This window comes from Poseidonocella sp. HB161398, assembly GCF_005870025.1.
Taxonomy (GTDB): Bacteria; Pseudomonadota; Alphaproteobacteria; order Rhodobacterales; family Rhodobacteraceae; genus Mangrovicoccus.
The window spans coordinates 53,016-74,651 of record NZ_VATA01000034.1 but is presented as its reverse complement, the minus strand read 5'-3'; the positions used below and the strand labels follow the sequence as shown (position 1 = coordinate 74,651).

The following is a 21,636-nucleotide window of genomic DNA, read 5'->3' as shown; positions in this document are numbered from 1 at the left end:
AAAGGGATCATCCGTGGCCAAGATCATCGTTGTCACCTCCGGCAAGGGCGGTGTGGGCAAGACCACCTCCTCGGCCGCCATCGGCGCGGGGCTGGCACTCCGCGGCTACAAGACCGTCGTGATCGATTTCGACGTGGGCCTGCGGAACCTTGACATGATCATGGGCTGCGAGCGCCGCGTGGTCTTCGACTTCATCAATGTCATCCAGGGCGATGCCAAGCTGAAGCAGGCGCTGATCAAGGACAAGCGCCTGGAGAAACTCTATGTCCTGCCGACCTCGCAGACGCGCGACAAGGACGCGCTGACCATCGAGGGCGTCGAGAAGGTGCTCACCGAGCTGAAGGACGAGTTCGACTACATCGTCTGCGACAGCCCCGCCGGGATCGAGCGCGGCGCGCATCTGGCGATGTACTTCGCCGACGAGGCGATCGTGGTGACCAACCCCGAGGTCTCCTCGGTCCGCGACAGCGACCGCGTTCTGGGCCTGCTGCAGTCCAAGACCCGCCATGCCGAAGAGGGCGAGGAGGTGAAGACCCACCTGCTGCTGACCCGCTACGACAAGGAGCGCGTCGCCCGCGGCGAGATGCTGAATGTCGACGACGTGCTGGAAATCCTCGCGATCCCGCTGATCGGGATCATCCCGGAAAGCCAGACCGTGCTGAAAGCCTCGAACGTCGGCATGCCGGTGGTGATGGACGACAGGTCCGCCGCCGGGAAGGCCTATGAGGATGCCGTCGCCCGGCTCGACGGGGAAGAGCGCGACATGCGCTATGACGGAGAGGAGAAGCCGGGCTTCTTCCAGCGCCTCCTGGGGAAAACGGGGTAAGCCATGTTCAGCTTTTCGCTCAGACCAAGACGGCCCAAATCCGCGGAAACCGCCAAGGAGCGGCTGCAGATCCTTCTGGCTCATGAGCGGGCGGACGGGGGCAGCCCGGACTACCTGCCGATGCTCCAGAAGGAGATCCTCGAGGTCGTCCAGCGGCACCTGTCGGTCAACCAGGAGCAGGTCGAGGTCAAGATAGACCGCGACAAGGACATCTCGGCGCTGGAGATCAATATAGAGATCCCGGGCCCGTCCAACCTGAAGCTGAAGGCGGGAAGCTGACCGGCGCGGCCGGCGCCCGGCAGATCTGCCGGGCCGCTGTGCCGATCGCCGATTGACGCAACGCCATTTCCGGCAGATCGTCATTCCGCACGGGCCCGTCCGGGCCCCACGGAGTGCGGGCCATGGCGTCTTCGAGCTTCTCCATCACGCGCGACATCCTCCGCTTCGAGGGGGGCGGCGACCGCTCCTACTGGCAGCGCTTCGCGATGCTCCTGTCGCTGGCCACGGTCATCGCGACGATGGGGCTGCTGCGCGATTCCGGCGCGGTGATCATCGCCGCCATGCTGGTCGCCCCGCTGATGACCCCGATCCTCGGCATCGCCGCCGCCATCGTCATGGGCTGGGTCGGCCGGGCAGGGTGGCTGCTGCTGATCGTCTGGAGCGCCGCCGCCGCCTCGGTCGGCATCGCCTGGCTGATCGTCTTCCTCTCCGACGTGCCGCGCGGCATCCTGCTGCCGCACGAGGTGCTCAGCCGCACCGATCCCGGCGCCGAGGATCTGGTCATCGCGCTGGCCGCCGGGATCGCCGGAGCCTATGTGCAGATCAACCGCTCCGAGGCCAGCCTGCTGCCCGGCGCCGCCATCGGCGTCTCGCTGGTGCCGCCGCTCTCGGCCGCGGGCATCCTGCTCTATTTCGGCCAGTACCATGCCGCCACCGAGGCGGTGCTGCTCTTCGCCACCAATTTCGGGGCGATCATCTTCTCCGCCTGCATCGTCTATCTCGCCTCGGGCGCGGCGCGCGCGCTGATCCGCTCCGAGCGGCGGCGGCTGCGCTTCGGCTTCGGCATCGGCGCCACGGTGGCCTTCCTCGCCGCGGTCTTCCTGCCGCTCTTCAGCGCCACGCTGTTCCGCTATGCCGAAACCGGCACCGAGACCGCGCTCGCAGAGGCGGCGGCGAAATGGGCCGGGCCGGTCTCGCTGGAGATCCTGCGCGTCGATGTCGATGCCGAGGCGAAGACCGCCGAGATCTGGGCGGTGGTCGACCTGCCCGCCGAGGCGCAGGACCGGCTGGCCACCGCCGCCGAGCTGCTGCCGCGCCGCCTGCGCGACACGCCCTTCCGGCAGGTCGCGCTCGACGTGCTGGGCCGGGACTACACGGTCGTCATCCGCTACCAGACCCGCTTTGCCTGGCTGGTCGATCTGGGCACCGAGACCATCGCCCCGGCGCCCGAGGTCACCCCCGTCCCGGCAGGCTGAGCCAGTTCCCGCATTCCCGCCATGCAGCCGGCGCCGGAGCTCGGGTCTTGATCTTCCCGCCGAGAATGATACCTAGCTAATAATTAGCAGGGTAACGAAAGGCGGACGAGATGACATTGCCGGTCCACAAGGAGTTCCTGCCCGAGGTGTTCGGGCTGGTGCGCGGCATCCGCAAGCGCTTCAACGCCCGCGCCGTCGCGCTCGACATGACCTATTCCCGCGCCCAGGCGCTGATGAGCATCTCGGTGCGCGAGGGGCTCACCCAGGCGGAGCTGGCCGAGCGGCTGGACATCCGCACGCCCTCGATGAACCGCACCCTCGACCATCTGGAGGAGCAGGGGCTGATCGAGCGCCGCTCCTGCGAGGCCGACAAGCGCATCCGCCGGCTGTTCCTGACGCCGAAGGCGCGCGCCCAGGCCGAGCAGGTCGTCGATTTCACCGAAGATCTGCGCCGCGAGGTCTATCGCGGCATCTCCCCCGAAGACCTGGAACGCACGCTGGAGGTCATCCGGCGCATCCAGAAGAACCTGGACGGACTGGAATAATGGCCGACGGATCGCAGCCCTTGCCCGCCGCAGCGGAAGACAGGCCCGAGGCGCAGCCCGCGCCCGCGGCGCCCGCGCGGCCGCCCCTGCTGGCGAAGCCGCCGCTCGAGGCGATGGGCTACATGATGGCCGCGGTCTTCATCGCGCTGTCGCAGTCGCTGGGGCAGGGCTTCCTGACCGCGAATATCCGGCAGCTGGCCGGCGAGCTCGGCGCCTCTGTCACCGACACGACCTGGCTGACGGTCGCCTTCATCGCGCCGCGCGCCTCGCTGCCGCTGATGCTGATCAAGATCCGCACCCAGTACGGGCTGCGCCGCTTCGCCGAGGTCTCGATCGCGATCTACATGGGCGTGGCCTTCCTCAGCCTCTGGACCGCGGATCTGCACTCGGCCATGGTGGTGGAGCTGCTCTCGGGCATCTCGGCCGCGCCGCTCTCGACCCTGGCCTTCCTCTACATGCTGGAACCGCTGCCGCAGGAGCGCAAGCTCGCCATCGGGCTGCCTCTGGCGCTGACCTTCATCTCGCTCGGCACGCCGCTGGCGCGGGCGATCAGCCCCTACCTGATGGCCGATGGCGGCTGGTTCAACATCCTCCTGCTGAAGCTCGGCATGGCGATGGTCTCGCTCTACCTCGTCTACCGCCTGCCCTTGGTCAGCGCGCCCAGGGTCAAGGTCATCAAGGGGCTCGACCTGGTCAGCTTCTCGCTGATCGCCGGCGCCTTCGCCGGGCTCGTGGCCTGCTTCACCACCGGCTACACCTACTGGTGGACCGCCGCGCCCTGGATGGGGCAGGTGCTGGCCTGTTCGATCGGCGCGCTGGTGCTGGCCCTGGTGATCGAGCTGCACCGCAAGGAGCCGCTGCTCGACGTGCGCTGGCTGACCACCCCGGCCATGCTGCACCTGACCGCCGCGCTGCTCATCTTCCGCATCATCCTGTCGGAGCAGGCCACCGGCGCGCCGGGACTGTTCCAGGCGCTCGGCTTCGCCAACGAGCAGATGGCCCCGCTCTTCTGGACGATCTCGGCCGCGACGCTGGCCGGGGGCATTGTCTGCTGCTTCGTGCTGAAGCCCGAGCGGGTGCCCTATATCCACATGGTCGCGCTGCTGATGATCGCCGGCGGGGCCTGGATGGACGCCCAGAGCGCGCTCGACATCGTGCCGGACCAGATGATCCTCAGCCAGGCCATCATCGGCTTCGCCGCTGCGCTCTTCCTGCCGCCGGCCATGGCGACCGGGCTGGTCACGGCCCTGCGCAAGGGTCCGCAATACCTGCTGAGCTTCATCATCGTCTTCCTGTCGAGCCAGATCCTCGGCGGCACGATCGGCTCCGGCCTGTTCCGGACCTTCACCGCCGCCCGGATCTCCGCCCATGCCGCTGCGCTGAAGGACCAGCTCCTGGCCGGCGACGCGATGGTCGGCGCCCGGATCACCGATCTGGCCGCCAGCCTGTCTTCCACTGTCACCGACCCCGCCGCCCGCAAGGCCGAGGCGCTTGCCAGCCTCGGCAGCAGCGTCACCCGGCAGGCGACGGTGGCCGCCTATAACGATGTCTTCGCCCTGACCGCGGCCCTGGCCCTCGGCGCGCTCGCCGTGCTGGTCCTGCATGTCGCGCTGAACGCCCTGCGTGCCCGCATGGCCCCGCCGGTCCCGGCCGCAGAATGAGGAACCCCCGATGAAAGTCCTGAAACACCATATTCCGACCGCCGTGATCCTGCTGATCGGCCTGCTGGGCATCGGCACCGTGCTCTATGCCTGGCAGCTGCCGCCCTTCGGCGGCGCAGAGATCCGCACCGAGAACGCCTATGTCCGCGGCTCCGTCACCACCATCTCGCCGCAGATCGCCGGCTATGTCACCGACGTGCCGGTCTCCGACTTCCAGACGGTCGCCAAGGGCGAGGTGCTGGTGAAGCTCGACGACCGCACCGCCACGCAGACGCTCGCCCAGGCCGAAGCCTCGGCCGAAAGCGCCGGCGCCGCGCTGACCGCGAATGCCCAGGACATCCGCTCGGCCGAGGCCGTGCTGGAATCCCGCAAGGCCGCGGCCCAGGCCGCCAAGGCCGCGCTCGACACCGCCCAGGCCGCCTGGGGCCGGCAGGACAAGCTGAAGGCCAAGGGCTTCCTGTCGCAATCCGATGCCGATGACAGCGCGCTGAGCCTGCAGCAGGCCCAGGCCGCACTGACCGAGGCGCAGAGCAATGTCGATGTCGCCCGCGAGGACGTGGCCTCCGCCAAGGTGCAGACCGACACGCTGAAGGCGCAGCTGGCCAGCGCGCAGGCCGCCGTCGAGCTGGCGAAGATCGATCTGGAGCATACCGTGATCCGCGCGCCCCGCGACGGCCAGCTCGGCCAGATCGGGGTCAAGCCCGGCCAGTACGTCACCGCCGGCACCTCGCTGATGTCGCATGTCGCGCCGCAGGTCTGGGTGATCGCCAATGTGAAGGAACGCGAGCTCGCCGACATGGCGCAGGGGCAGAAGGTCCGCTTCACCGTCGACGCGCTGCATGACCGCGCCTTCACCGGCCATGTCTCGGTCTTCTCGCCGGCCACCGCCTCGGAATACAGCGTGCTCGGCACCTCGACCGCGACCGGCAATTTCACCAAGATCGCGCAGCGCCTGCCGGTGAGGATCGAGATCGACCCGGACCAGCCCGGCGCCGACCGGCTCTCTCCCGGCATGTCGGTGGTGCTTCACGCCCCGCGGCAGGCCTCCTGACCTGTCCCGCCCCGGCCCCGAGCCGGGGCCCCGCCGTCGCTCAGCTTCCCGCGCTGCGCCACTGGCCCTTGATCTCGCCGGTCGTCAGCACCGGCGAGGCATCGATCTCCGCGGCGTCGAGCATGTCCGCCACCCGCTCGAGCGAGGCCAGCAGCTGCGCCTGCTCCCAGTCCTTCAGCTCCTCGAAGGCCCGCACATAGCGCTGCTGCAGCGCGTCCGGCGCCTCTTCCACCGCGCCGCGCCCGCGTTCGGAAATCACCACATTGGTCTGCCGCCGGTCGGTCTCCGACCGCTCCCGCGCCACCATGCCCCGCGCCACCAGCCGGTCGACCAGCGCCGTCACCGTCGCCTGGCTGACCCCCATCTGGGTGGCCAGCGCCTTCGGCGTGGTGGAGCCGCCCTTCATCACCGTGATCTGCAGCACCCTCAGCTGCGCGGGCGTCAGCCCCGCAGCATGCGCCAGGTCGCGCGAATACAGCTCCGTGGCACGGAGGATTCGGCGCAGCGCGATCAGGCTGGCATCAGTGCGGTTCAGATCTTGTCCGGACATGGGCGGGAATCTGCCATATCCGGCGGGATGCTTCAATTGACTAAGTATCACGGCTACTCCTTAGGATGGCTATGGATATATCCTTAGCCCGTCTGTGCTTATTTTCCCCTATTTCATTGGGAATTCCCCTTCAACATACATTCTCGGCGATTTTTTTCATCGTTCTTGAAACTTTCCGGCGGATCCATTAGTTAGTCATTCGAACGAAACAGCGAGGGAGAGACTCATGCCCAAGGACATCGCCAGCGACACCCGCCAGATGGCCCGATCGCGTCTGGTCACCATGCGCAAGCCCGAGAGCACCGATGGCGCCGCCATCTGGGAGCTGGTGCGCGCGTGCAAGCCGCTCGACGAAAATTCGATGTATTGTAACCTGATCCAGGCCGATCATTTCCGCGACACCTGCGTCGTGGCGGAAGAGGACGGGCAGATCCTGGGTTGGATTTCAGGACATCTCATCCCGGCGCAGGACGCCTTCTTCGTCTGGCAGGTCGCTGTCAGCCCCGCCGCGCGCGGGCTCGGCCTCGGCAAGCGCATGCTGCGCCACCTGACCGAGCGCGAGGAACTCGACGAGGCCGAGGTCCTGAAGACGACGATCACCGAGGACAATGACGCCTCCTGGGGCCTGTTCCGCAGCTTCGCGCGCGAGATCGGCGGCGAGCTGGACGACGAGCCCCATTTCCTCGAGGACGACCACTTCGACGGCGCGCACGACACCGAGCACATGGTGACGATCACGCTGAAGAACGAGGCGGAAGACGCGGCGCTCGACGCAGCCGCCTGAGCCTCCGCTCGTCCTCAAATCCTTCCAGAATTCCCTCCCGAAAGGAGTGACCCCCATGCCCAAAGACATGGCACAGCCGATTTCCGTCTTCAAACGCCGCGAGAGCGAGGCCCGCTCCTATTGCCGCGGCTTCCCGAAGCTCTTCACCGAGGCCCGCGGCAGCGAGATGTTCGATGTCGACGGCAACCGCTACATCGACTTCCTGGCCGGCTGCTCCTCGCTGAACTACGGCCATAACGACCCGGACATGAAGGCCGCGCTGATCGAGCATATCGCCGGCGACGGCATCGCCCACGGGCTCGACCTGCATACCGACGCCAAGGGCGGCTTCCTGTCCGCGTTCGAGGAGCACATCCTCGCCCCGCGCGGCATGGACCACAAGGTGATGTTCACCGGCCCGACCGGCGCCAACGCCGTCGAGGCGGCGATGAAGCTCGCCCGCAAGGTCACCGGCCGCACCAATATCATCAGCTTCACCAACGGCTTCCATGGCGTGACCATGGGCGCGCTGGCGGCGACCGGCAACGGCTACCACCGCGGCGGCGCCGGGCTCGACAAGCAGGGCGTCACCCGCATGCCCTATGACAGCTACGCCGAGGGCGTGGACAGCGCGGCTCTGCTCGAGCAGATGCTCGCCGACCCGTCGGGCGGCATCGACGCGCCCGCTGCCATCATGATGGAGACCGTGCAGGGCGAGGGCGGGCTCAACGCCGCGTCGCGCGAATTCGTCGAGCGCATCGCCAAGATCGCCCATGACAACGGCGCGCTCTTCATCGTCGACGACATCCAGGCCGGCTGCGGCCGCACCGGGACCTTCTTCTCCTTCGAGGAGATGGACGTGCAGCCCGACATCGTCACCATGGCGAAATCGGCCTCGGGCTTCGGCCTTCCCTTCGCGATGGTGCTGATCCGTCCCCAGCACGACATCTTCGGCCCGGCCGAGCATAACGGCACCTTCCGCGGCAACACCCATGCCTTCGTCACCGCCCGCGTGGCGATCGAGAAGTTCTGGCGCGACGGCGCCTTCCAGCGCGAGCTGGCGGGCAAGGCGGTGATGATGACCACCGCGCTGTCGGAAATCGCCGAGATGATCCCGAATTCGCGCCTGAAGGGCCGCGGCCTGATGCAGGGCATCGATGTCGGCTCGGGCGAGCTGGCAGGCGAGATCTGCGCCCGCGCCTTCGAGCTGGGCCTGATCATCGAGACCTCGGGCCCCAATGACGAAGTGGTCAAGGTGCTGGCGCCGCTGACCACCCCGAACGAAACCTTCCGCGAAGGCTACGCCATCCTGGCCGAAGCCGTTCGCGACATCATCAAGCCGGCCAAGCTGGCCGCGGAGTAATCGACATGATCGTGCGTGATTTCAACGAGCTGAAGAAAACCGACCGCGCCGTCTCGGACGCCCAGTGGACCTCCACCCGGATGCTGCTGGCCGATGACGGGATGGGTTTCTCCTTCCACATCACCGAGCTGGATGCGGGGTCGGAGCACATCTTCGAGTACAAGCACCACTTCGAGAGCGTGTACTGCATGTCCGGCAAGGGCTCGATCACCGATCTGGGCACCGGGGAAACCCACCAGATCCGCCCCGGCGTCATGTACGCGCTGAACCTTCACGACCGCCACATCCTGCGGGCAGAAGAGAAGCTGGTCATGGCCTGCTGCTTCAACCCGCCGGTCACGGGCAAGGAAGTCCATCGCGAGGACGGCTCCTATGCCCCGGCGGAGGAACTTGCGGACTGAGCATGACCCATACTGTCGAGAAAATCGGCGGGACGTCGATGTCCCGCGTCAACGAGCTCCGCGACACGCTGTTCACCGGCGGTCGCGAGGGCGATGCGCTCTACGGCCGGATCTTCGTCGTCTCGGCCTTCGGCGGCATCACCAACCTGCTGCTCGAGCACAAGAAATCCGGCGAGCCGGGCGTCTACGCCCAATTCGCCAACCAGGATACCGGCCATGGCTGGCACGATGCGCTGACCCGCGTCGCCGGCGCGATGCACGAGGCGCATGCCGCCGTGCTGGAGCATCCGGCCGATATCGAGCAGGCCGACGCCTTCGTCTCGGAACGGATCGAGAGCGCGCGCAACTGCCTGATCGACCTGCAGCGGCTGTGCACCTACGCGCATTTCAGCCTGGCCGAGCACATGATGCAGACGCGCGAGCTGCTCTCGGGGATCGGCGAGGCGCATTCGGCCTTTGCCACTTCGCTGATGCTGCGCCGCGCCGGGATCAATGCCCGCTTCGTCGACCTCTCGGGCTGGCATGACAAGGGCGGTCTCAGCCTCGACGAGCGCATCGAAGGCGCGATGGAGGCGATCGACCCCGGCAGCGAGATGCCGATCGTCACCGGCTACGCGCAATGCGCCGAAGGGCTGATGCGCGAATTCGACCGCGGCTATTCCGAGGTGACCTTCTCGCGGCTCGCCGCCCTGACGGGCGCGCGCGAGGCGATCATCCACAAGGAATTCCATCTCAGCTCCGCCGACCCCAACCTGGTCGGGCAGGAGGCCGTGCGCAAGCTCGGGCGGACCAATTACGACGTGGCCGACCAGCTGTCGAACATGGGGATGGAGGCGATCCACCCGAAGGCGGCGAAGACGCTGCGCCAGGCGGGCGTTCCGCTGCGCGTCACCAACGCCTTCGAACCCGAGGATCCGGGCACGCTGATCGACGACCAGCCGGCCGAGAGCGCCGAGGTGGAGATCGTCACCGGTCTCGACATCCTGTCGCTCGAGGTGTTCGAGCAGGACATGGTCGGGGTGAAGGGCTATGACGCCGCCATCCTCGAGACCCTGACCCGCCATGACGTGCGGATCATCTCGAAGGTGACGAACGCCAACACGATCACCCATTTCGTCGACGCGCCGATGAAGGTGATGCGGCGGGTGGAGAACGACCTGTCGAAGCTCTACCCGAATGCTGGCGTCTCGGTGCGGCCGCTCAGCCTCGCCTCGGCGATCGGGCGCGACCTGAACGGGCTGTCGGTGCTGACCCGCGGGCTGCAGGCGATCGCCGCGGCCGGGCACGAGGCGCTCGGCGCCGCGCAGGGGCCGCGCAATGTCGATGTCCAGTTCATCCTCGAGCGCGAGGATCTCAAGCCGGTCATCAAGGCGCTGCACCGCGAATATGTCGAAGGCGGCAAGGCCGGGACCGGCCCGCTGCGCGCGGTGGCCTGACCCGCCGCGCGGCACCGCCGGACGAATGCGAACGGCCTCCGGAGTTGCTCCGGAGGCCGTTTCCGTTCGGTGAAGGCTAGATCAGCGGGCGGCGCGGCTCTGCGACTGCACCCATTTCCAGCTTTCGGCGACGCCCTCGACCAGCGACACTTTCGGCGCCCAGCCGAAGGCATCCTTGGCGCGGTCGATGTCCAGCACGATCCGCGGCACGTCATAGGCGCGCGAGGCCTTGTAGGTCGGCTGGAAGTCGATCCCGGTCGCGACCCGCACCGCCTCGACGATCTCGTTGACCGAGGCGCCTTCGCCGGCGCCCGCATTGAAGCAGCCTCTCTTCTCGGAATGCAGCGCCGCGACGCAGATATCCGCCATGTCCTTCACGTAGATGAAGTCGCGCACCACGCTGCCGTCGCCCCAGACCTCGAGATTCTCGCCGCGCGAGAGCTTCCACAGGTAGGTGCCGATGATCCCCTGGATCCCGGTATGGCCCTGGCGCGGCCCGTAGGGGTTCGAGGCGCGCAGCACGACGGCGTTGAGCCCGTGCAGCTGCTCCTCCATGTAGATGTACTTCTCGATCGCGGATTTCACGATCCCGTAGGAGCTGATCGGGTTCTGCGGATGGTCCTCGGACACCGGATCGACCTGCGGGATGCCGTAGACCGTGCCGCCGGAGGAGAGATAGACCAGCTTCTTGATGTTCATCTGCCGCAGCAGCTTCAGCAGCCGCACGGTGGAAATCAGGTTGCCGGTGATGTCCGCCACCGGATCGACATTCGAGGTCGAGGGCACGGTCGTGCTGGCGCAGTGCATGACCGCATCGACGCCTTCGAGCGCCTCCAGCAGCTGGAAGGGATCGGAGAAATCGCCGAAGTTGTATTCGACATCGGGAAGCTGCTCCCGGAATGCTTCGGGCCGCCTGTCCAGGACCCGCACCGCAGCGCCGGCAGCCTGGAGACTGTCGACGATATGCGAACCGATGAACCCGCAGCCCCCAATGACAAGCACTTTCATAGACATTCCTGCTCTTCCATGGCCTCGGCGGAAACCATGAGGCCTCGCAAATGGTTAATGCACATGCAGCACGGCAAACCGTTCCGGATCGCCGCACCGCATCAGGACGCTAGCACAGGGAGGTGCGCGCTTCGCGGGGAGAAAGCGTCGCGCCAACCGGTTTCCCGCCGGTCCGCCGCGCACAGACCAGACTCGGCGCCCTTAACACATTAAAAAAACCGAGAAAGGCTTTGACGCAAAGTCAGTTTCATGGCTTCGTGAAAATGCCGCAGCCTCCGCCAGAGAGACCAAGAGCCGCGGCGCGAAATAGCCAGGGGAGGGGCTTATGTCGAACGTCGCGGGCAAGGCCTATGCGATGAACGTGGTGACGCCGAGCAAGCCGCGCGTCACCTGGATCAACCGGACAATCTTCATGGCGGCGCGGGGCCTGCCGGACAAACTCCTGGGTCTTCTCGGCCTGTCGCTGATCCATTTCGCCCGCTGGGTCATCATCAAGCGGGACCAGTGGCCCGATCTGGGGCAGGGGCCGCAGCGGCTGGACAACGACTACATGCTGTTCTGCTCGAATTTCAACGGCACCTGGGACCAGTATATCGACGCCTTTTCCGACGGGATCCCGAACGGGCTGAACCTGTTCTGGTACAGCGCCACGAAATACCCGCTGTCGATCCCGGTCACGCCCTTCAAGACCTACATCACCTTCAACCAGATCGGCACCGACTACTACTACAACGCCACGCCCGGCGCCGCGCAGCGCGACGTCAAGGCGGCGCTGCGGGTGCGAAAGGCGCTGGCCGGGCTGGAGGAGGCCCATCGCAGCCAGGATCCGCAGAGCTTCGCCCGCACCTGGCGCGCCGCCTTCCTGGAGCTGCAGGGAGATCTCGGAGATCCCGGCTTCGGCCCGGTGGCCAGCCTCGCCACCGAGCGCGCCGATCTGAACCGCGAAGAGCTGCGCCGCGCCGCGGCCGGCTGACCCGATCCCCGGGGGAGGATACCATGCCGGATCTCGATACGGGACATCTGTTCCTGACCTTTCTCGTGCCCGTGCTGCCGGGCGGGCCCAAGCTCGGCCAGGCCGAAGTGGAGGCGGGCAACCACGTCGTCAGCTACGAGCAGCGGCTGCGGATCGCGCTGTCGATGCTGCCCACGGCGCGGCAGTCGCCGGCCACCGAGAAGGCGGAGCAGCAGAGCCCCTTCGCCGCCAATCTGCGCAACCATTTCGTGCGGATGTTCGTGCTGGAGGATGTCGTCTATAACGGCCGCAACGGCGAGGACGCGCTGGTCTCGACGGTGCGGGACGTCGACACGATCAACCCGCTGCCGGTCGACCGGCTGAACTGCCGCTACCTGGTCTTCACCGCCGATATCGACGCGGTCGCCGAGGATGGCGCGCCCTTGCCCGCGACGCTCTCCGAGCCCGAGCAGGCCGCGGTCCGGGCCGCCTATGCCCATCTCCTGTGGGAGACGATGGAGCCCGATCTGCGGAAGATCTTCAACAATTGCAGGGAATTCGAGGGGATGGTCGAGACGGCGCCGCAATTCGCCGCCTATCTGGAGCGCTGCCATGTCGAGACGACCATGCCGTTCCACGACTACTACCTGAGCCTGCCGGCCTTCAACGTCCTGCCGCTCAAGGCGCTGATCGCCGCCGTCGCGGTGCCGGGGGCGGTGGCGCTCCTGGCGCTGGTGCTGCGGCTCCTCGGGATGGGGTCGCTTTTCGGCATCGACCTGCTGCTCCTCTTCGCGATCGCGCTGGTGCTGACCGGGGTGGCGGGGCTCGCCGCCTTGCGCTTCACCCTGGCCAATGGCGCGCGGCCGCTGCCGCCCTCCGGAACCGCGGACGACCTGCCCTCGGTGCTGAAATCTCTCTACCTGCAGCAGGCCTTCTCGAAATTCGCGGTGGAGACCCAGGGCGCCTCGCCGGAGGAGCTGCACGCCGCCTTCGGGCGGTTCCTCGACCAGCACGCGCCGGGCGACACCGCCGGGCCGACCCAGCCGCCGGGCGTGATCTCCTTCGCCCATGCACAGAAGACCGCGACGGCATGAAGACGGGACAGGACAGGCCATGACGACCGATCTCAACCTCGCCGATATCCAGGGCAACGTGCCGCGCGCCTATGGCCGCTACTCCTTTCCCTTCGCGCGCTACTTCTTCTTCCGCATCGAGCGTCCCGCGCAGGGCCGCAAATTCGTCGAGGCGGTGCGCCGCCGCGTCACCACCGCCACCCCCTGGGCCAAGGGCGCCAAGCCCGACTGCACCACCAATATCGCCTTCACCTTCATGGGGCTCTGGATGCTGGAGCTGCCGGTGCGCACATTGCAGGGCATGCCCGAGGAATTCGCCGAGGGCATGAAGGCCCGCGCCTTCATCCTGGGCGACCGCGACCAGACCCTGACGGAGGACGAGGCGCGCCAGGCCGACTGGTGCCGCCACTGGGATCCGATCTGGCAGGAGAACCGCCGTCCCGGCGGCAAGGGCGAGGGCGATGTCCATATCTGGGTGTCGCTGAACGCGCAGGCCGCCTCGGCCTCCGACCTGACCAATCCGCATCCCGAGCTCCAGGCCCGCACCGACTGGCTCATGGGCCTGCCCGAGGCGATCGGCGGCGGCGTCACCCTGATCGCGAAGAACGGCAAGACCGGCGACCAGCCCTACCAGTCGGGCTCGGCGGTGTTCCAGGAGGTCGAGGGCATGATGCTGCCCACCCCGAAGGAGCATTTCGGCTTCACCGACGGGATCGGCAACCCGGTCTTCGAGGGCCAGTACGGCTCGGATCCGGACGCGATGCCGGTGATCGGCAACGGCAAGCTGGTCAAGGGCAAGGACGGCCGGATCGAGTGGCAGCCGCTGGCCACGGGCGAGTTCCTGCTCGGCCACCCGGACGAGAGCCAGGAGCTGCCGCCGACCTCGACCCCGCCGGAATTCATGCATAACGGCACCTTCATGGCCTACCGCAAGCTGCACGAGAACGTCTCGAGCTTCCGCGAGGTGGTCGACGGCGAAGCGGCGCGCTTCGCCCGGGTGATGGAGGTCCCGCCCGCGGAGGCGCGCGAGACGGTCCTGGCCAAGATGTGCGGCCGCTGGTCGGACGGGGTGCCGCTGTCCAAGGTGCCGACCTACGGCGAATGGCGCGCCTTCCAGGTCGCCGAGGGCTGGGGGGGAGACAAGGCGGGGACGCTTGCGGGCTTCCGCGCGAACCTGGCCTATATCGGCTCGTCCGAGGCCGCGGATTTCCGCTATGCCGACGACATGGCCGGGCTGAAATGCCCGGTCGGGGCGCATCTGCGGCGGGTCAATACCCGCGACATGCTCGACCCGATGAACCAGGCGGGCATCGACCCCGAGACCGGCGCCCAGCCGGAGAACCCGGCCGCCACCTCGGCGCTGAACAACCGCCGCCGCATCCTGCGCCGCGGGCTGCCCTATGGCGGGCCCAAGCTCGGCACCGGCACCGACGAGACCGAGCAGGGCGTGGTGATGATGATCCTCGGCGCCAACCTCTTCCGGCAGTTCGAATTCGTCCAGCAGCAGTGGATACAGTACGGGCTCGACTTCAACGAGGGCAACAACACCTGTCCGCTGCTGGGCAATCACGGCACCCACAAGCTGCACCCGATCGCCTCGGACCCGTCTTCCGGTAAGCCGCCTTATGTCATGTCGACGCTGAAGACCTTCGTGGAATGCCGCGGCGGCGACTATTTCTTCATCCCCTCGATGACCGGCCTGCGCATGATCGCCATGGGCATCGTCGACCCGACCTGAAGGAGCGCCGCGATGATCCAGAGACTGAAGGCCATCCTCTGCGCGCTCCTCGTCTGGCTCGCGATCCTCGGCGAGGCACTGGCGGCGGCGGGCTGGCTGGCGGCGAAGACCGCGGGCATCCTCGGCCGCGAGGGCAAGGCCGGGCTGGCGGCCTTCTTCGAGGCGCCCGCGACCCAGATCCGCATCTTCGCCATCCTGCGCGCGGTCCTGCCCAATCTCAGCCTCGGGCGCAGCCTGGTGAAATCCTACGGCAATACCGGCACGGCGGTGGTCACCCGGCGCGAGGACGTGCGCGACGTGCTCAGCCGCGATGCCGATTTCGAGGTGGTCTACGGGCCGCGCATGCGCAAGCTGACCGGCGGCGACAACTTCTTCCTGGGGATGCAGCCCGGCTGGGACTATACCCGCGACACCTCGGCGATGCGGCTGGCGGCGCGGCGCACGGACGTGGCCGGGATCGTCACGCCGCGGGCCCAGGCGCTGTCGGACGAGATCGTCGCAGCCGCGCCCGGGCGCATCGACCTGCCCGCGGATCTGTCGCTGGAGGTGCCCTGGGACATGACCGTCCGCTATTTCGGCACGGGCGGGCAGCGCGAGCTGATGGAAAGCTGGACGACCACGCTCTTCTGGTACCTCTTCGAGGATCTCGGCGCGGATCCGGCGCTGGACTCGCGGGCGATGAAGGATGCCGGGGCGCTGCGCGACTATCTCGACGGGGCGATCGCGGCGCGCAAGGCCGAGGGCGGGCATCTGGGCGACACGATCCTCGACCGCTGCCTGGCGCTGCAATCCTCGGGCACGCCGGGGATGAGCGATATCGGCATCCGCAACAACCTGCTGGGCCTGCTGATCGGCGCCATCCCGACGATCTCCAAGGCCTGCTGCCTGGCGATGGACGAACTGCTGAACCGGCCCGAGGCGCTGGCCGGGGCGCATCGCGCGGCGCTTGGCGGCGACCATGCCGATGTCGCGCCCTTCCTCTGGGAGGCGCTGCGCTTCAACCCGCACAACCCGGTCGTCTACCGCCGCGCGACCCGCGACACCTGGGTGGCGAAGGGCACGGCGCGGCAATGCCGTATCCCCGAGGGACAGATGGTCTTCGCCGCGACGCTCTCGGCGATGTTCGACCGCCATGCGATTGCCGAGCCGAACGCCTTCCGCGCCGACCGGCCCTGGGAGGACTACATCATCTGGGGCTACGGCATGCATGAATGCTTCGGCGCGGCGATCAACGCGGCGGTGATCCCGGCGATCCTGACGCCGGTCCTGGCGCAGAAGAACCTGCGCCGCGCACCCGGCGCCGAGGGGCAGATCGACACCGGCGGCACGCCCCATCCGCAGCATTTCCACCTCGAATTCGATGTCTGAGGCCAAGATGGGCACGCCGATCCTCGTCACCCTGCTTCCCTCCACCGATGTCGATCTGGGCCGCTGGCTGATGGCGCATTACCAGCTGCCCTATGCCGAGCGGCCGCATGCGCCGGTCTTCCACATCCTCGCGCTGAAATGGTGGGGCATGGGCAAGGACGACTATCCGCTGCTGGTCTCCGCCGACCGCCGCGAGAAGACCGGCACGATCGAGAAGCTCGTGGCCAAGCTCGATGCCGAGGCCCCGCCCGAGCTGCGGCTGCTGCCCGACAAGGCCGCCGAGCCGGAGCTGGCCAAGCAGGTCGACACGCTCCAGCACGAGGCCCGCTGGGTGACCGGCGGGGCCGTCGTGAACTGGTCCTACTGGAACTTCCTGAAGCACAAATCCGTGGTCTGGCCGTCGATCGCCACCGGCGTGCCCTGGTGGGAATACGGCTTCCTGCTGGTCGGGTTCCGGCTGATCCGGGCGGCGATGTACAAGGGGCTGAAGCTCGACCAGGCGGCGGCGGACCGCGCGCTGGCCGAGATCGAGGCGGGGTTCGACCGGCTCGACGCGCTGCTCGCCGACGGGCGGGACTACCTGGCGGGCGGACGGCTGACCTTCGCCGACCTGGCGGTCTCGGCCTCGCTGGCGCCGATGGTGCTGGCCCAGGGCTATCACGGCATGCTGCCGAACCAGGCGCGCTGTCCCGTGGACATGCAGGAGATCTATGCCCGGCTGCGCCAGCGGCCCGCCGGTCTCTACATCCAGCGCATCTACGACCGGCACCGCCCGCTGCTGCAGGGCTGAGCCGGGAAAGAAATCGCGCCTGCGTGGAAACGATTCCGCGCCATGGCGCGTTGTCGGGCGGACAGCAAACCGCGAGGCATGCGATGACCGACCAGACCCTGGCCCTCGAAGAGCCGATCCCGGCGGGCGCGGCAGAGCCGCAGCGCATCGCGGTGGTGATGAACCGAAAATCCGGCACCAATGTCCGCGACCGCGAGGCGGTGACCCGCGCCATGGAGGTGTTCGGCCGCGACCGCGCCCAGCTCTACCACTGGGCGCCGAAGAAGAATCAGCCGGTTTCCGACGTGGTGGAGCAGGCGCTGTCCGACGGCGCCGACACGGTGGTGGCGGCCGGCGGCGACGGCACGGCGATGGCGGTGGCGGGGGCCATGCTGGGAAAGCCCGCGGCCTTCTCGGTGCTGCCGCTCGGAACGTTCAACTACTTCGCCCGCGGGCTGGGGCTCGACGAGGATCCGGCCGGAGCGGCGCAGGGCATCCTCGACGCCCGCCCGCATCCGATCCGGGTCGGACAGGTCAATGGCACGGTCTTCCTCAACAACGCCTCGCTGGGCATCTACCCGGCCGTGCTGAAGCAGCGCGAGAGCGTCTATGCCCGCTACGGCCGCCGCCGGATCATGGCGCACTGGTCGCTGGCGCGGACCTTCCTGAAATTCCAGCGGCCGATGCATCTGCAGATCGACGCCGACGGCACGCAATTCGAGGCGCGCACGCCGCTGCTTTTCGTCTCGCGCTCGGCCTACCAGCTGGAGACCTTCGGGCTGGAAGGCGCGGAGGCGATCAGCCGGGACGCCTTCGCGGTGCTGATCGGGCGCGGACGGACGCGGGCGGACCTGTTCCGCACCGCCTTCCGGCTCTGCACCCAGACGGCTGTGGAGGGGCGCGACTACGACTTCATCGCGGCGGAAAGCCTGACCGTGAACGCGGCCAAGAAGAAGACGCTGCTGGCCTATGACGGCGAGAAGGGGCTGGCCCCCTCGCCCTTCGAATTCCGCATGTCCGAGGCGCCCCTGACGATCCGGCTGCCGCAGACCGGGGACGCATGACCCGGATCGTCCATATCTCCGATCTCCACTACGGACGCGTCGATCCCGGGCTGGAGGCGCCCCTGGCGCGCGCGATCCATGCGCTGGCGCCCGATCTGCTGGTCGTCTCGGGCGACCTGACCCAGCGCGCGCGCCATGGCCAGTTCCGCGCCGCCCGCGCCTTCCTCGACCATCTGCCGGGGCCGCAGCTCTGCGTGCCGGGCAATCACGACACGCCACTCGACAATCTCTGGGTGCGCTTCCTGCGCCCCTTCGGCCGCTACCGCCGCCATATCTGCCACGATCTGGAGCCGGTCCACCGCGCGCCCGGGCTGGTGGTGGCCGGGGTGAACACGGTCAACCGCTTCTCCTGGCAGCGCGGACGGATCGGCGAGACGCGGCTGCGGCGGCTGTCGGCGCGGCTGGCCGGCGATGACAGCGCGCTCAAGGTCGCGGTGCTGCACCATCCGCTGCAGCACGGGCCGGAAACAGAGAAGCGGCTGATGCGCGGCGCCGACGAGACGCTGGACGCGCTGGCGCGCTCGGGCGCGGATCTGGTGCTGTCGGGGCATCTCCACATGGCCTCGGCCGAGCCGTTCCGCGCGGCGCCGGGGCTGCTCTTCGTGCAGGCCGGAACCGTGCTCTCGACGCGGCTCAGGCATGACGAACCCAACACCTTCAACCAGATCGAGCATGCCGGCGGGCGGCTCTCGGTCATCACCTGGGCGGCGCAGCGGGGCGGCTTCGCGCCGGTCGGGCGCTCGGACTGGCGGCAGGCCGCGGAAGGCTGGCAGCCTGCCCCCCTGCCCCGGCCGCAAAAAGGCGCCGTTCCCGGGGAGGGGAACGGCGCCGAGTTATCCGCCGCGCGCTAGGGAGGAGGTGCGCCCGGCGAAGGGAGAGTCGGGGTCAGCCCAGCGTCGGCATGGTGAATTCCGCATCGGTGCGGATGCCGGTCGGCCAGCGCATCGTGGTCGTCTTGATGCGGGTGTAGAAGCGGATGCCTTCCATCCCGTGCATCGAGTGGTCGCCGAAGAGCGAGGCTTTCCAGCCGCCGAAGCTGTGGAAGGCCATCGGCACCGGGATCGGAACGTTCACGCCGATCATGCCGACTTCGATATCCTGCGCGAAGTTGCGCGCGGTGTCGCCGTCGCGGGTGAAGATCGCGGTGCCGTTGGCGAATTCGCACTCGCCGATCAGGTCCACGGCTTCCTGGTAGGAGTTCTTGCGGACGACCGAGAGGACCGGGCCGAAGATCTCTTCCTTCCAGACCTTCATGTCGGTGGTCACGTTGTCGATCAGCGTGCCGCCCACGTAGAAGCCGTTTTCATAGCCCTGCTTGGCCTGCTTGAAGTCGCGGCCGTCGACGACGATCTTGGCGCCCTCGGCTTCGGCGCTGTCGACATAGCCCTTGATCCGCTCCATCGAGGCCTGGGTCACGATCGGGCCCATTTCCGATTCCTTGTCGGCCGCCGGACCGATCTTCAGCGCCTGGATCTTCGGGATCAGCTTCTCGATCATCGCGTCAGCGACGGCGTCCGTTACCGGAACCGCGACCGAGATCGCCATGCAGCGCTCGCCGGCCGAGCCGTAGGCGGCGCCCATCAGCGCGTTGACCGCCATGTCGATATCCGCGTCGGGCATGATGATCGCGTGGTTCTTCGCGCCGCCGAGCGCCTGGACGCGCTTGCCGTTGGCGCAGCCCTTGGCGTGGATGTACTGCGCGATCGGGGTCGAGCCGACGAAGGAGATCGCCTTGACGTCCGGATGCTCCAGCAGCGTGTCCACGGCCAGCTTGTCGCCCTGGACCACGTTGAAGACGCCTGCGGGCAGGCCGGCTTCGGTCAGCCATTCGGCGATCAGCAGCGAGGCGGAGGGGTCGCGCTCGGAGGGTTTCAGCACGAAGGTGTTGCCGCAGGCCAGCGCCACCGGGAACATCCACATCGGCACCATGGCCGGGAAGTTGAACGGGGTGATGCCCGCGACGACGCCAAGCGCCTGGCGGATGTTGTAGCTGTCGACCCCGGTGCCGACATTCTCGGAGAAGTCGCCCTTCAGGTGGCTCGGCACGCCGATGGCGAATTCCACGACCTCGAGGCCGCGGGTCACTTCGCCCAGGGCGTCGTCATGGGTCTTGCCGTGCTCGGCCGAGATCGCTTCGGCCAGCTGGTCGCCGCGCTCCCACAGGATGTTCTTGAACTTGTCGAGGATCCGCGCGCGGCGCAGGGCCGGGGTCTTCGACCAGGCCGGGAAAGCGGCATGGGCCGAGGCGACGGCCGCGTTCACTTCCTCGACCGAGGCCAGCGCGACGGTCTTTTCCGCTTCGCCGGTGGCGGGGTTGAAGACCGGCTGGCTCTTGCCGGAGGTGGAGGCGGATTTGGCGCCGTCGATATAGTGTGCAATCTCGGTCATGAGCTCACTCCCTTCCTGTGTCTGTCGTGTCTCTTGCGAGGCTGCCCCGGATCTACGTTTGCATATCCGCAAAGGAAACGGCAAAGATCGGAAAACGGTTATGCATATTTGCATAATGGAGGGCCGGATGGACTGGGAAGACGCGCGGATGTTCCTGACCGTGGCGCGGGAGGGGCAGCTTCTGGGGGCGGCGAAGCGGCTGGGGGTGAACCAGGCGACGCTGTCGCGGCGGCTGACGCATCTGGAGCGCGACCTGCAGGCGACGCTGATGCTGCGCGGGCCGCAGGGCTGCGCGCTGACCGAGGAGGGCCAGTCGCTGATGGCGCGGCTGGAGCGGGCCGAGACCGCGATGCAGGAGGGCGAGGCGCTGTTCCGCGGCCGCGAGGCGAAGCTCTCGGGCACGGTCCGGATCGGCGCGCCGGACGGGTTCGGGGTGCAGTTCCTCGCCCCGCGGCTGGGCATCCTGGCGCGGCGCCATCCGGAATTGCGGGTTGAGCTGGTGCCGGTCCCGCGCGCCTTCTCGCTGTCGCAGCGCGAGGCGGATGTCGCCATCCTCGTCGGCCGGCCCGAGCGCGGCCGCGCGGTCGCCGCGAAGCTCACCGACTACACGCTGGGGCTCTACGCCTCGCACCGCTACCTGGCCGCCGCCGGAACGCCCGCCACGCGCGAGGCGCTGCGCGGCCACCGGCTGGTCGGCAATGTGGAGGATCTGGTCTCGGCGCCGGGGCTCGACTACGTCACCGAGTTCTTCGGCGAAACCCGGCCGACCATCGCGATCTCCACCGCCTTCGGCCAGCTCGAGGCGGTGCGCGGCGGCGCCGGGATCGGCGTCCTGCATGACTTCGTCGTCGGCGGCGACCCGGCGCTGGCGCGGGTCCTGCCGGAGCTGACCGTCACCCGCTCCTACTGGCTGGCCTATCACGAGAGCCAGCGCGCCATCCACCGGGTGCAGGCGGTGGTGGAGTTCATCCGCTCCGGCGTCGCCGCTGCGGGCGGCTGGCTGCGCAGCCCCTAGAAACCGTTTCGCCCGCCCCGTATCCGGGAAATGGCGCAGCTGCATTTCCCGGGGACGCCCCCGCGCCATTTCCCGCCCCGACCCGGTCTTTCCGCCACCGGCGGGGGCCGCGTCCCCTGCCCCGGACCGCCTTCCAAGCCTCTGCAAATCCGCCTTTTTCCGGGAGAAGATGCGGCAGGATCATGGCAAA

General features: G+C 68.0%; 21 protein-coding genes. 18 read left to right on the top strand and 3 right to left on the bottom strand.

Features of this window, described 5'->3' with window-relative positions; genetic code table 11:
- The first annotated feature begins 13 nt into the window (after positions 1 to 13).
- The 6 genes from minD (at position 14) to FGX59_RS22795 (ending at position 5,558) form a co-directional block, all read left to right on the top strand.
- On the top strand, positions 14 to 826 hold the full coding sequence (gene minD, locus FGX59_RS22820; protein ID WP_138469438.1) for a septum site-determining protein MinD: 813 nt from the start codon (positions 14 to 16) through the stop codon (positions 824 to 826).
- 3 nt (positions 827 to 829) lie between these two features.
- Positions 830 to 1,105, top strand: a complete 276-nt coding sequence (gene minE, locus FGX59_RS22815; RefSeq protein ID WP_138469437.1) for a cell division topological specificity factor MinE — start codon at positions 830 to 832, stop codon at positions 1,103 to 1,105.
- 122 nt (positions 1,106 to 1,227) lie between these two features.
- The gene (locus tag FGX59_RS22810) at positions 1,228 to 2,301 is read left to right on the top strand and encodes a DUF389 domain-containing protein (RefSeq protein ID WP_138469436.1); all 1,074 of its coding nucleotides are present in this window, start codon (positions 1,228 to 1,230) and stop codon (positions 2,299 to 2,301) included.
- A 110-nt stretch (positions 2,302 to 2,411) separates the two neighbouring features.
- Positions 2,412 to 2,846 carry a MarR family winged helix-turn-helix transcriptional regulator gene (locus FGX59_RS22805; protein WP_138469435.1) on the top strand — a complete coding sequence of 145 codons (435 nt, stop codon included), beginning with the start codon at positions 2,412 to 2,414 and terminating at the stop codon, positions 2,844 to 2,846.
- Complete coding sequence (locus FGX59_RS22800; RefSeq protein ID WP_138469434.1) at positions 2,846 to 4,507, top strand: MFS transporter; 1,662 nt, start codon at positions 2,846 to 2,848, stop codon at positions 4,505 to 4,507. The genes FGX59_RS22805 and FGX59_RS22800 overlap by 1 nt, the downstream gene beginning before the upstream one ends.
- A gap of 10 nt (positions 4,508 to 4,517) precedes the next feature.
- Positions 4,518 to 5,558 carry an HlyD family secretion protein gene (locus tag FGX59_RS22795; RefSeq protein ID WP_138469433.1) on the top strand — a complete coding sequence of 347 codons (1,041 nt, stop codon included), beginning with the start codon at positions 4,518 to 4,520 and terminating at the stop codon, positions 5,556 to 5,558.
- A 40-nt stretch (positions 5,559 to 5,598) separates the two neighbouring features.
- Here the strand turns inward: FGX59_RS22795 and FGX59_RS22790 are convergent, their stop codons facing one another.
- Positions 5,599 to 6,108 carry a MarR family winged helix-turn-helix transcriptional regulator gene (locus FGX59_RS22790; RefSeq protein WP_138469432.1) on the bottom strand — a complete coding sequence of 170 codons (510 nt, stop codon included), beginning with the start codon at positions 6,106 to 6,108 and terminating at the stop codon, positions 5,599 to 5,601.
- A gap of 226 nt (positions 6,109 to 6,334) precedes the next feature.
- Here FGX59_RS22790 and ectA point away from each other — a divergent pair, with 226 nt between their 5' ends.
- From ectA to FGX59_RS22770, 4 genes are read left to right on the top strand one after another with little or no spacing between them, the layout of a single operon-like run.
- Positions 6,335 to 6,892: a diaminobutyrate acetyltransferase gene (gene ectA / locus FGX59_RS22785; protein WP_138469431.1), complete on the top strand. Its 558-nt coding sequence runs from the start codon at positions 6,335 to 6,337 to the stop codon at positions 6,890 to 6,892.
- Positions 6,893 to 6,947: 55 nt separating this feature from the next.
- The gene (gene ectB / locus FGX59_RS22780; RefSeq protein WP_138469430.1) at positions 6,948 to 8,234 is read left to right on the top strand and encodes a diaminobutyrate--2-oxoglutarate transaminase; all 1,287 of its coding nucleotides are present in this window, start codon (positions 6,948 to 6,950) and stop codon (positions 8,232 to 8,234) included.
- 5 nt (positions 8,235 to 8,239) lie between these two features.
- Entirely contained in the window at positions 8,240 to 8,635 is a 396-nt protein-coding gene (locus FGX59_RS22775) for an ectoine synthase (protein WP_138469429.1), read from the top strand.
- A 2-nt stretch (positions 8,636 to 8,637) separates the two neighbouring features.
- On the top strand, positions 8,638 to 10,071 hold the full coding sequence (locus FGX59_RS22770; RefSeq protein ID WP_138469428.1) for an aspartate kinase: 1,434 nt from the start codon (positions 8,638 to 8,640) through the stop codon (positions 10,069 to 10,071).
- An 81-nt stretch (positions 10,072 to 10,152) separates the two neighbouring features.
- Here the strand turns inward: FGX59_RS22770 and FGX59_RS22765 are convergent, their stop codons facing one another.
- The gene (locus FGX59_RS22765; protein ID WP_138469427.1) at positions 10,153 to 11,079 is read right to left on the bottom strand and encodes an NAD-dependent epimerase/dehydratase family protein; all 927 of its coding nucleotides are present in this window, start codon (positions 11,077 to 11,079) and stop codon (positions 10,153 to 10,155) included.
- A 325-nt stretch (positions 11,080 to 11,404) separates the two neighbouring features.
- On the opposite strand from FGX59_RS22765, the gene FGX59_RS22760 reads away from it, so the two are divergent.
- The 7 genes from FGX59_RS22760 (at position 11,405) to FGX59_RS22730 (ending at position 18,894) form a co-directional block, all read left to right on the top strand.
- Positions 11,405 to 12,052 carry a hypothetical protein gene (locus FGX59_RS22760; protein ID WP_138469426.1) on the top strand — a complete coding sequence of 216 codons (648 nt, stop codon included), beginning with the start codon at positions 11,405 to 11,407 and terminating at the stop codon, positions 12,050 to 12,052.
- Positions 12,053 to 12,075: 23 nt separating this feature from the next.
- Complete coding sequence (locus tag FGX59_RS22755; protein ID WP_138469425.1) at positions 12,076 to 13,125, top strand: hypothetical protein; 1,050 nt, start codon at positions 12,076 to 12,078, stop codon at positions 13,123 to 13,125.
- Positions 13,126 to 13,144: 19 nt separating this feature from the next.
- On the top strand, positions 13,145 to 14,842 hold the full coding sequence (locus FGX59_RS22750; protein ID WP_138469424.1) for a peroxidase: 1,698 nt from the start codon (positions 13,145 to 13,147) through the stop codon (positions 14,840 to 14,842).
- 12 nt (positions 14,843 to 14,854) lie between these two features.
- Positions 14,855 to 16,210 (top strand): cytochrome P450, encoded by a 1,356-nt coding sequence (locus FGX59_RS22745; protein ID WP_138469423.1) that lies wholly within the window; start codon positions 14,855 to 14,857, stop codon positions 16,208 to 16,210.
- A gap of 7 nt (positions 16,211 to 16,217) precedes the next feature.
- Positions 16,218 to 17,000, top strand: coding sequence for a glutathione S-transferase C-terminal domain-containing protein (locus FGX59_RS22740; RefSeq protein ID WP_138469441.1), 783 nt, complete (start codon positions 16,218 to 16,220; stop codon positions 16,998 to 17,000).
- An 83-nt stretch (positions 17,001 to 17,083) separates the two neighbouring features.
- Positions 17,084 to 18,043 carry a diacylglycerol kinase family protein gene (locus FGX59_RS22735; protein ID WP_138469422.1) on the top strand — a complete coding sequence of 320 codons (960 nt, stop codon included), beginning with the start codon at positions 17,084 to 17,086 and terminating at the stop codon, positions 18,041 to 18,043.
- The gene (locus FGX59_RS22730; protein WP_138469421.1) at positions 18,040 to 18,894 is read left to right on the top strand and encodes a metallophosphoesterase; all 855 of its coding nucleotides are present in this window, start codon (positions 18,040 to 18,042) and stop codon (positions 18,892 to 18,894) included. The genes FGX59_RS22735 and FGX59_RS22730 overlap by 4 nt, the downstream gene beginning before the upstream one ends.
- 34 nt (positions 18,895 to 18,928) lie before the next feature.
- Here the strand turns inward: FGX59_RS22730 and FGX59_RS22725 are convergent, their stop codons facing one another.
- Positions 18,929 to 20,431, bottom strand: a complete 1,503-nt coding sequence (locus FGX59_RS22725) for a CoA-acylating methylmalonate-semialdehyde dehydrogenase (RefSeq protein WP_138469420.1) — start codon at positions 20,429 to 20,431, stop codon at positions 18,929 to 18,931.
- A 127-nt stretch (positions 20,432 to 20,558) separates the two neighbouring features.
- Here FGX59_RS22725 and FGX59_RS22720 point away from each other — a divergent pair, with 127 nt between their 5' ends.
- A complete protein-coding gene (locus FGX59_RS22720) occupies positions 20,559 to 21,446 on the top strand; it encodes a LysR family transcriptional regulator (RefSeq protein ID WP_138469419.1) in 888 nt (295 codons plus the stop codon).
- Positions 21,447 to 21,636: the final 190 nt, after the last annotated feature.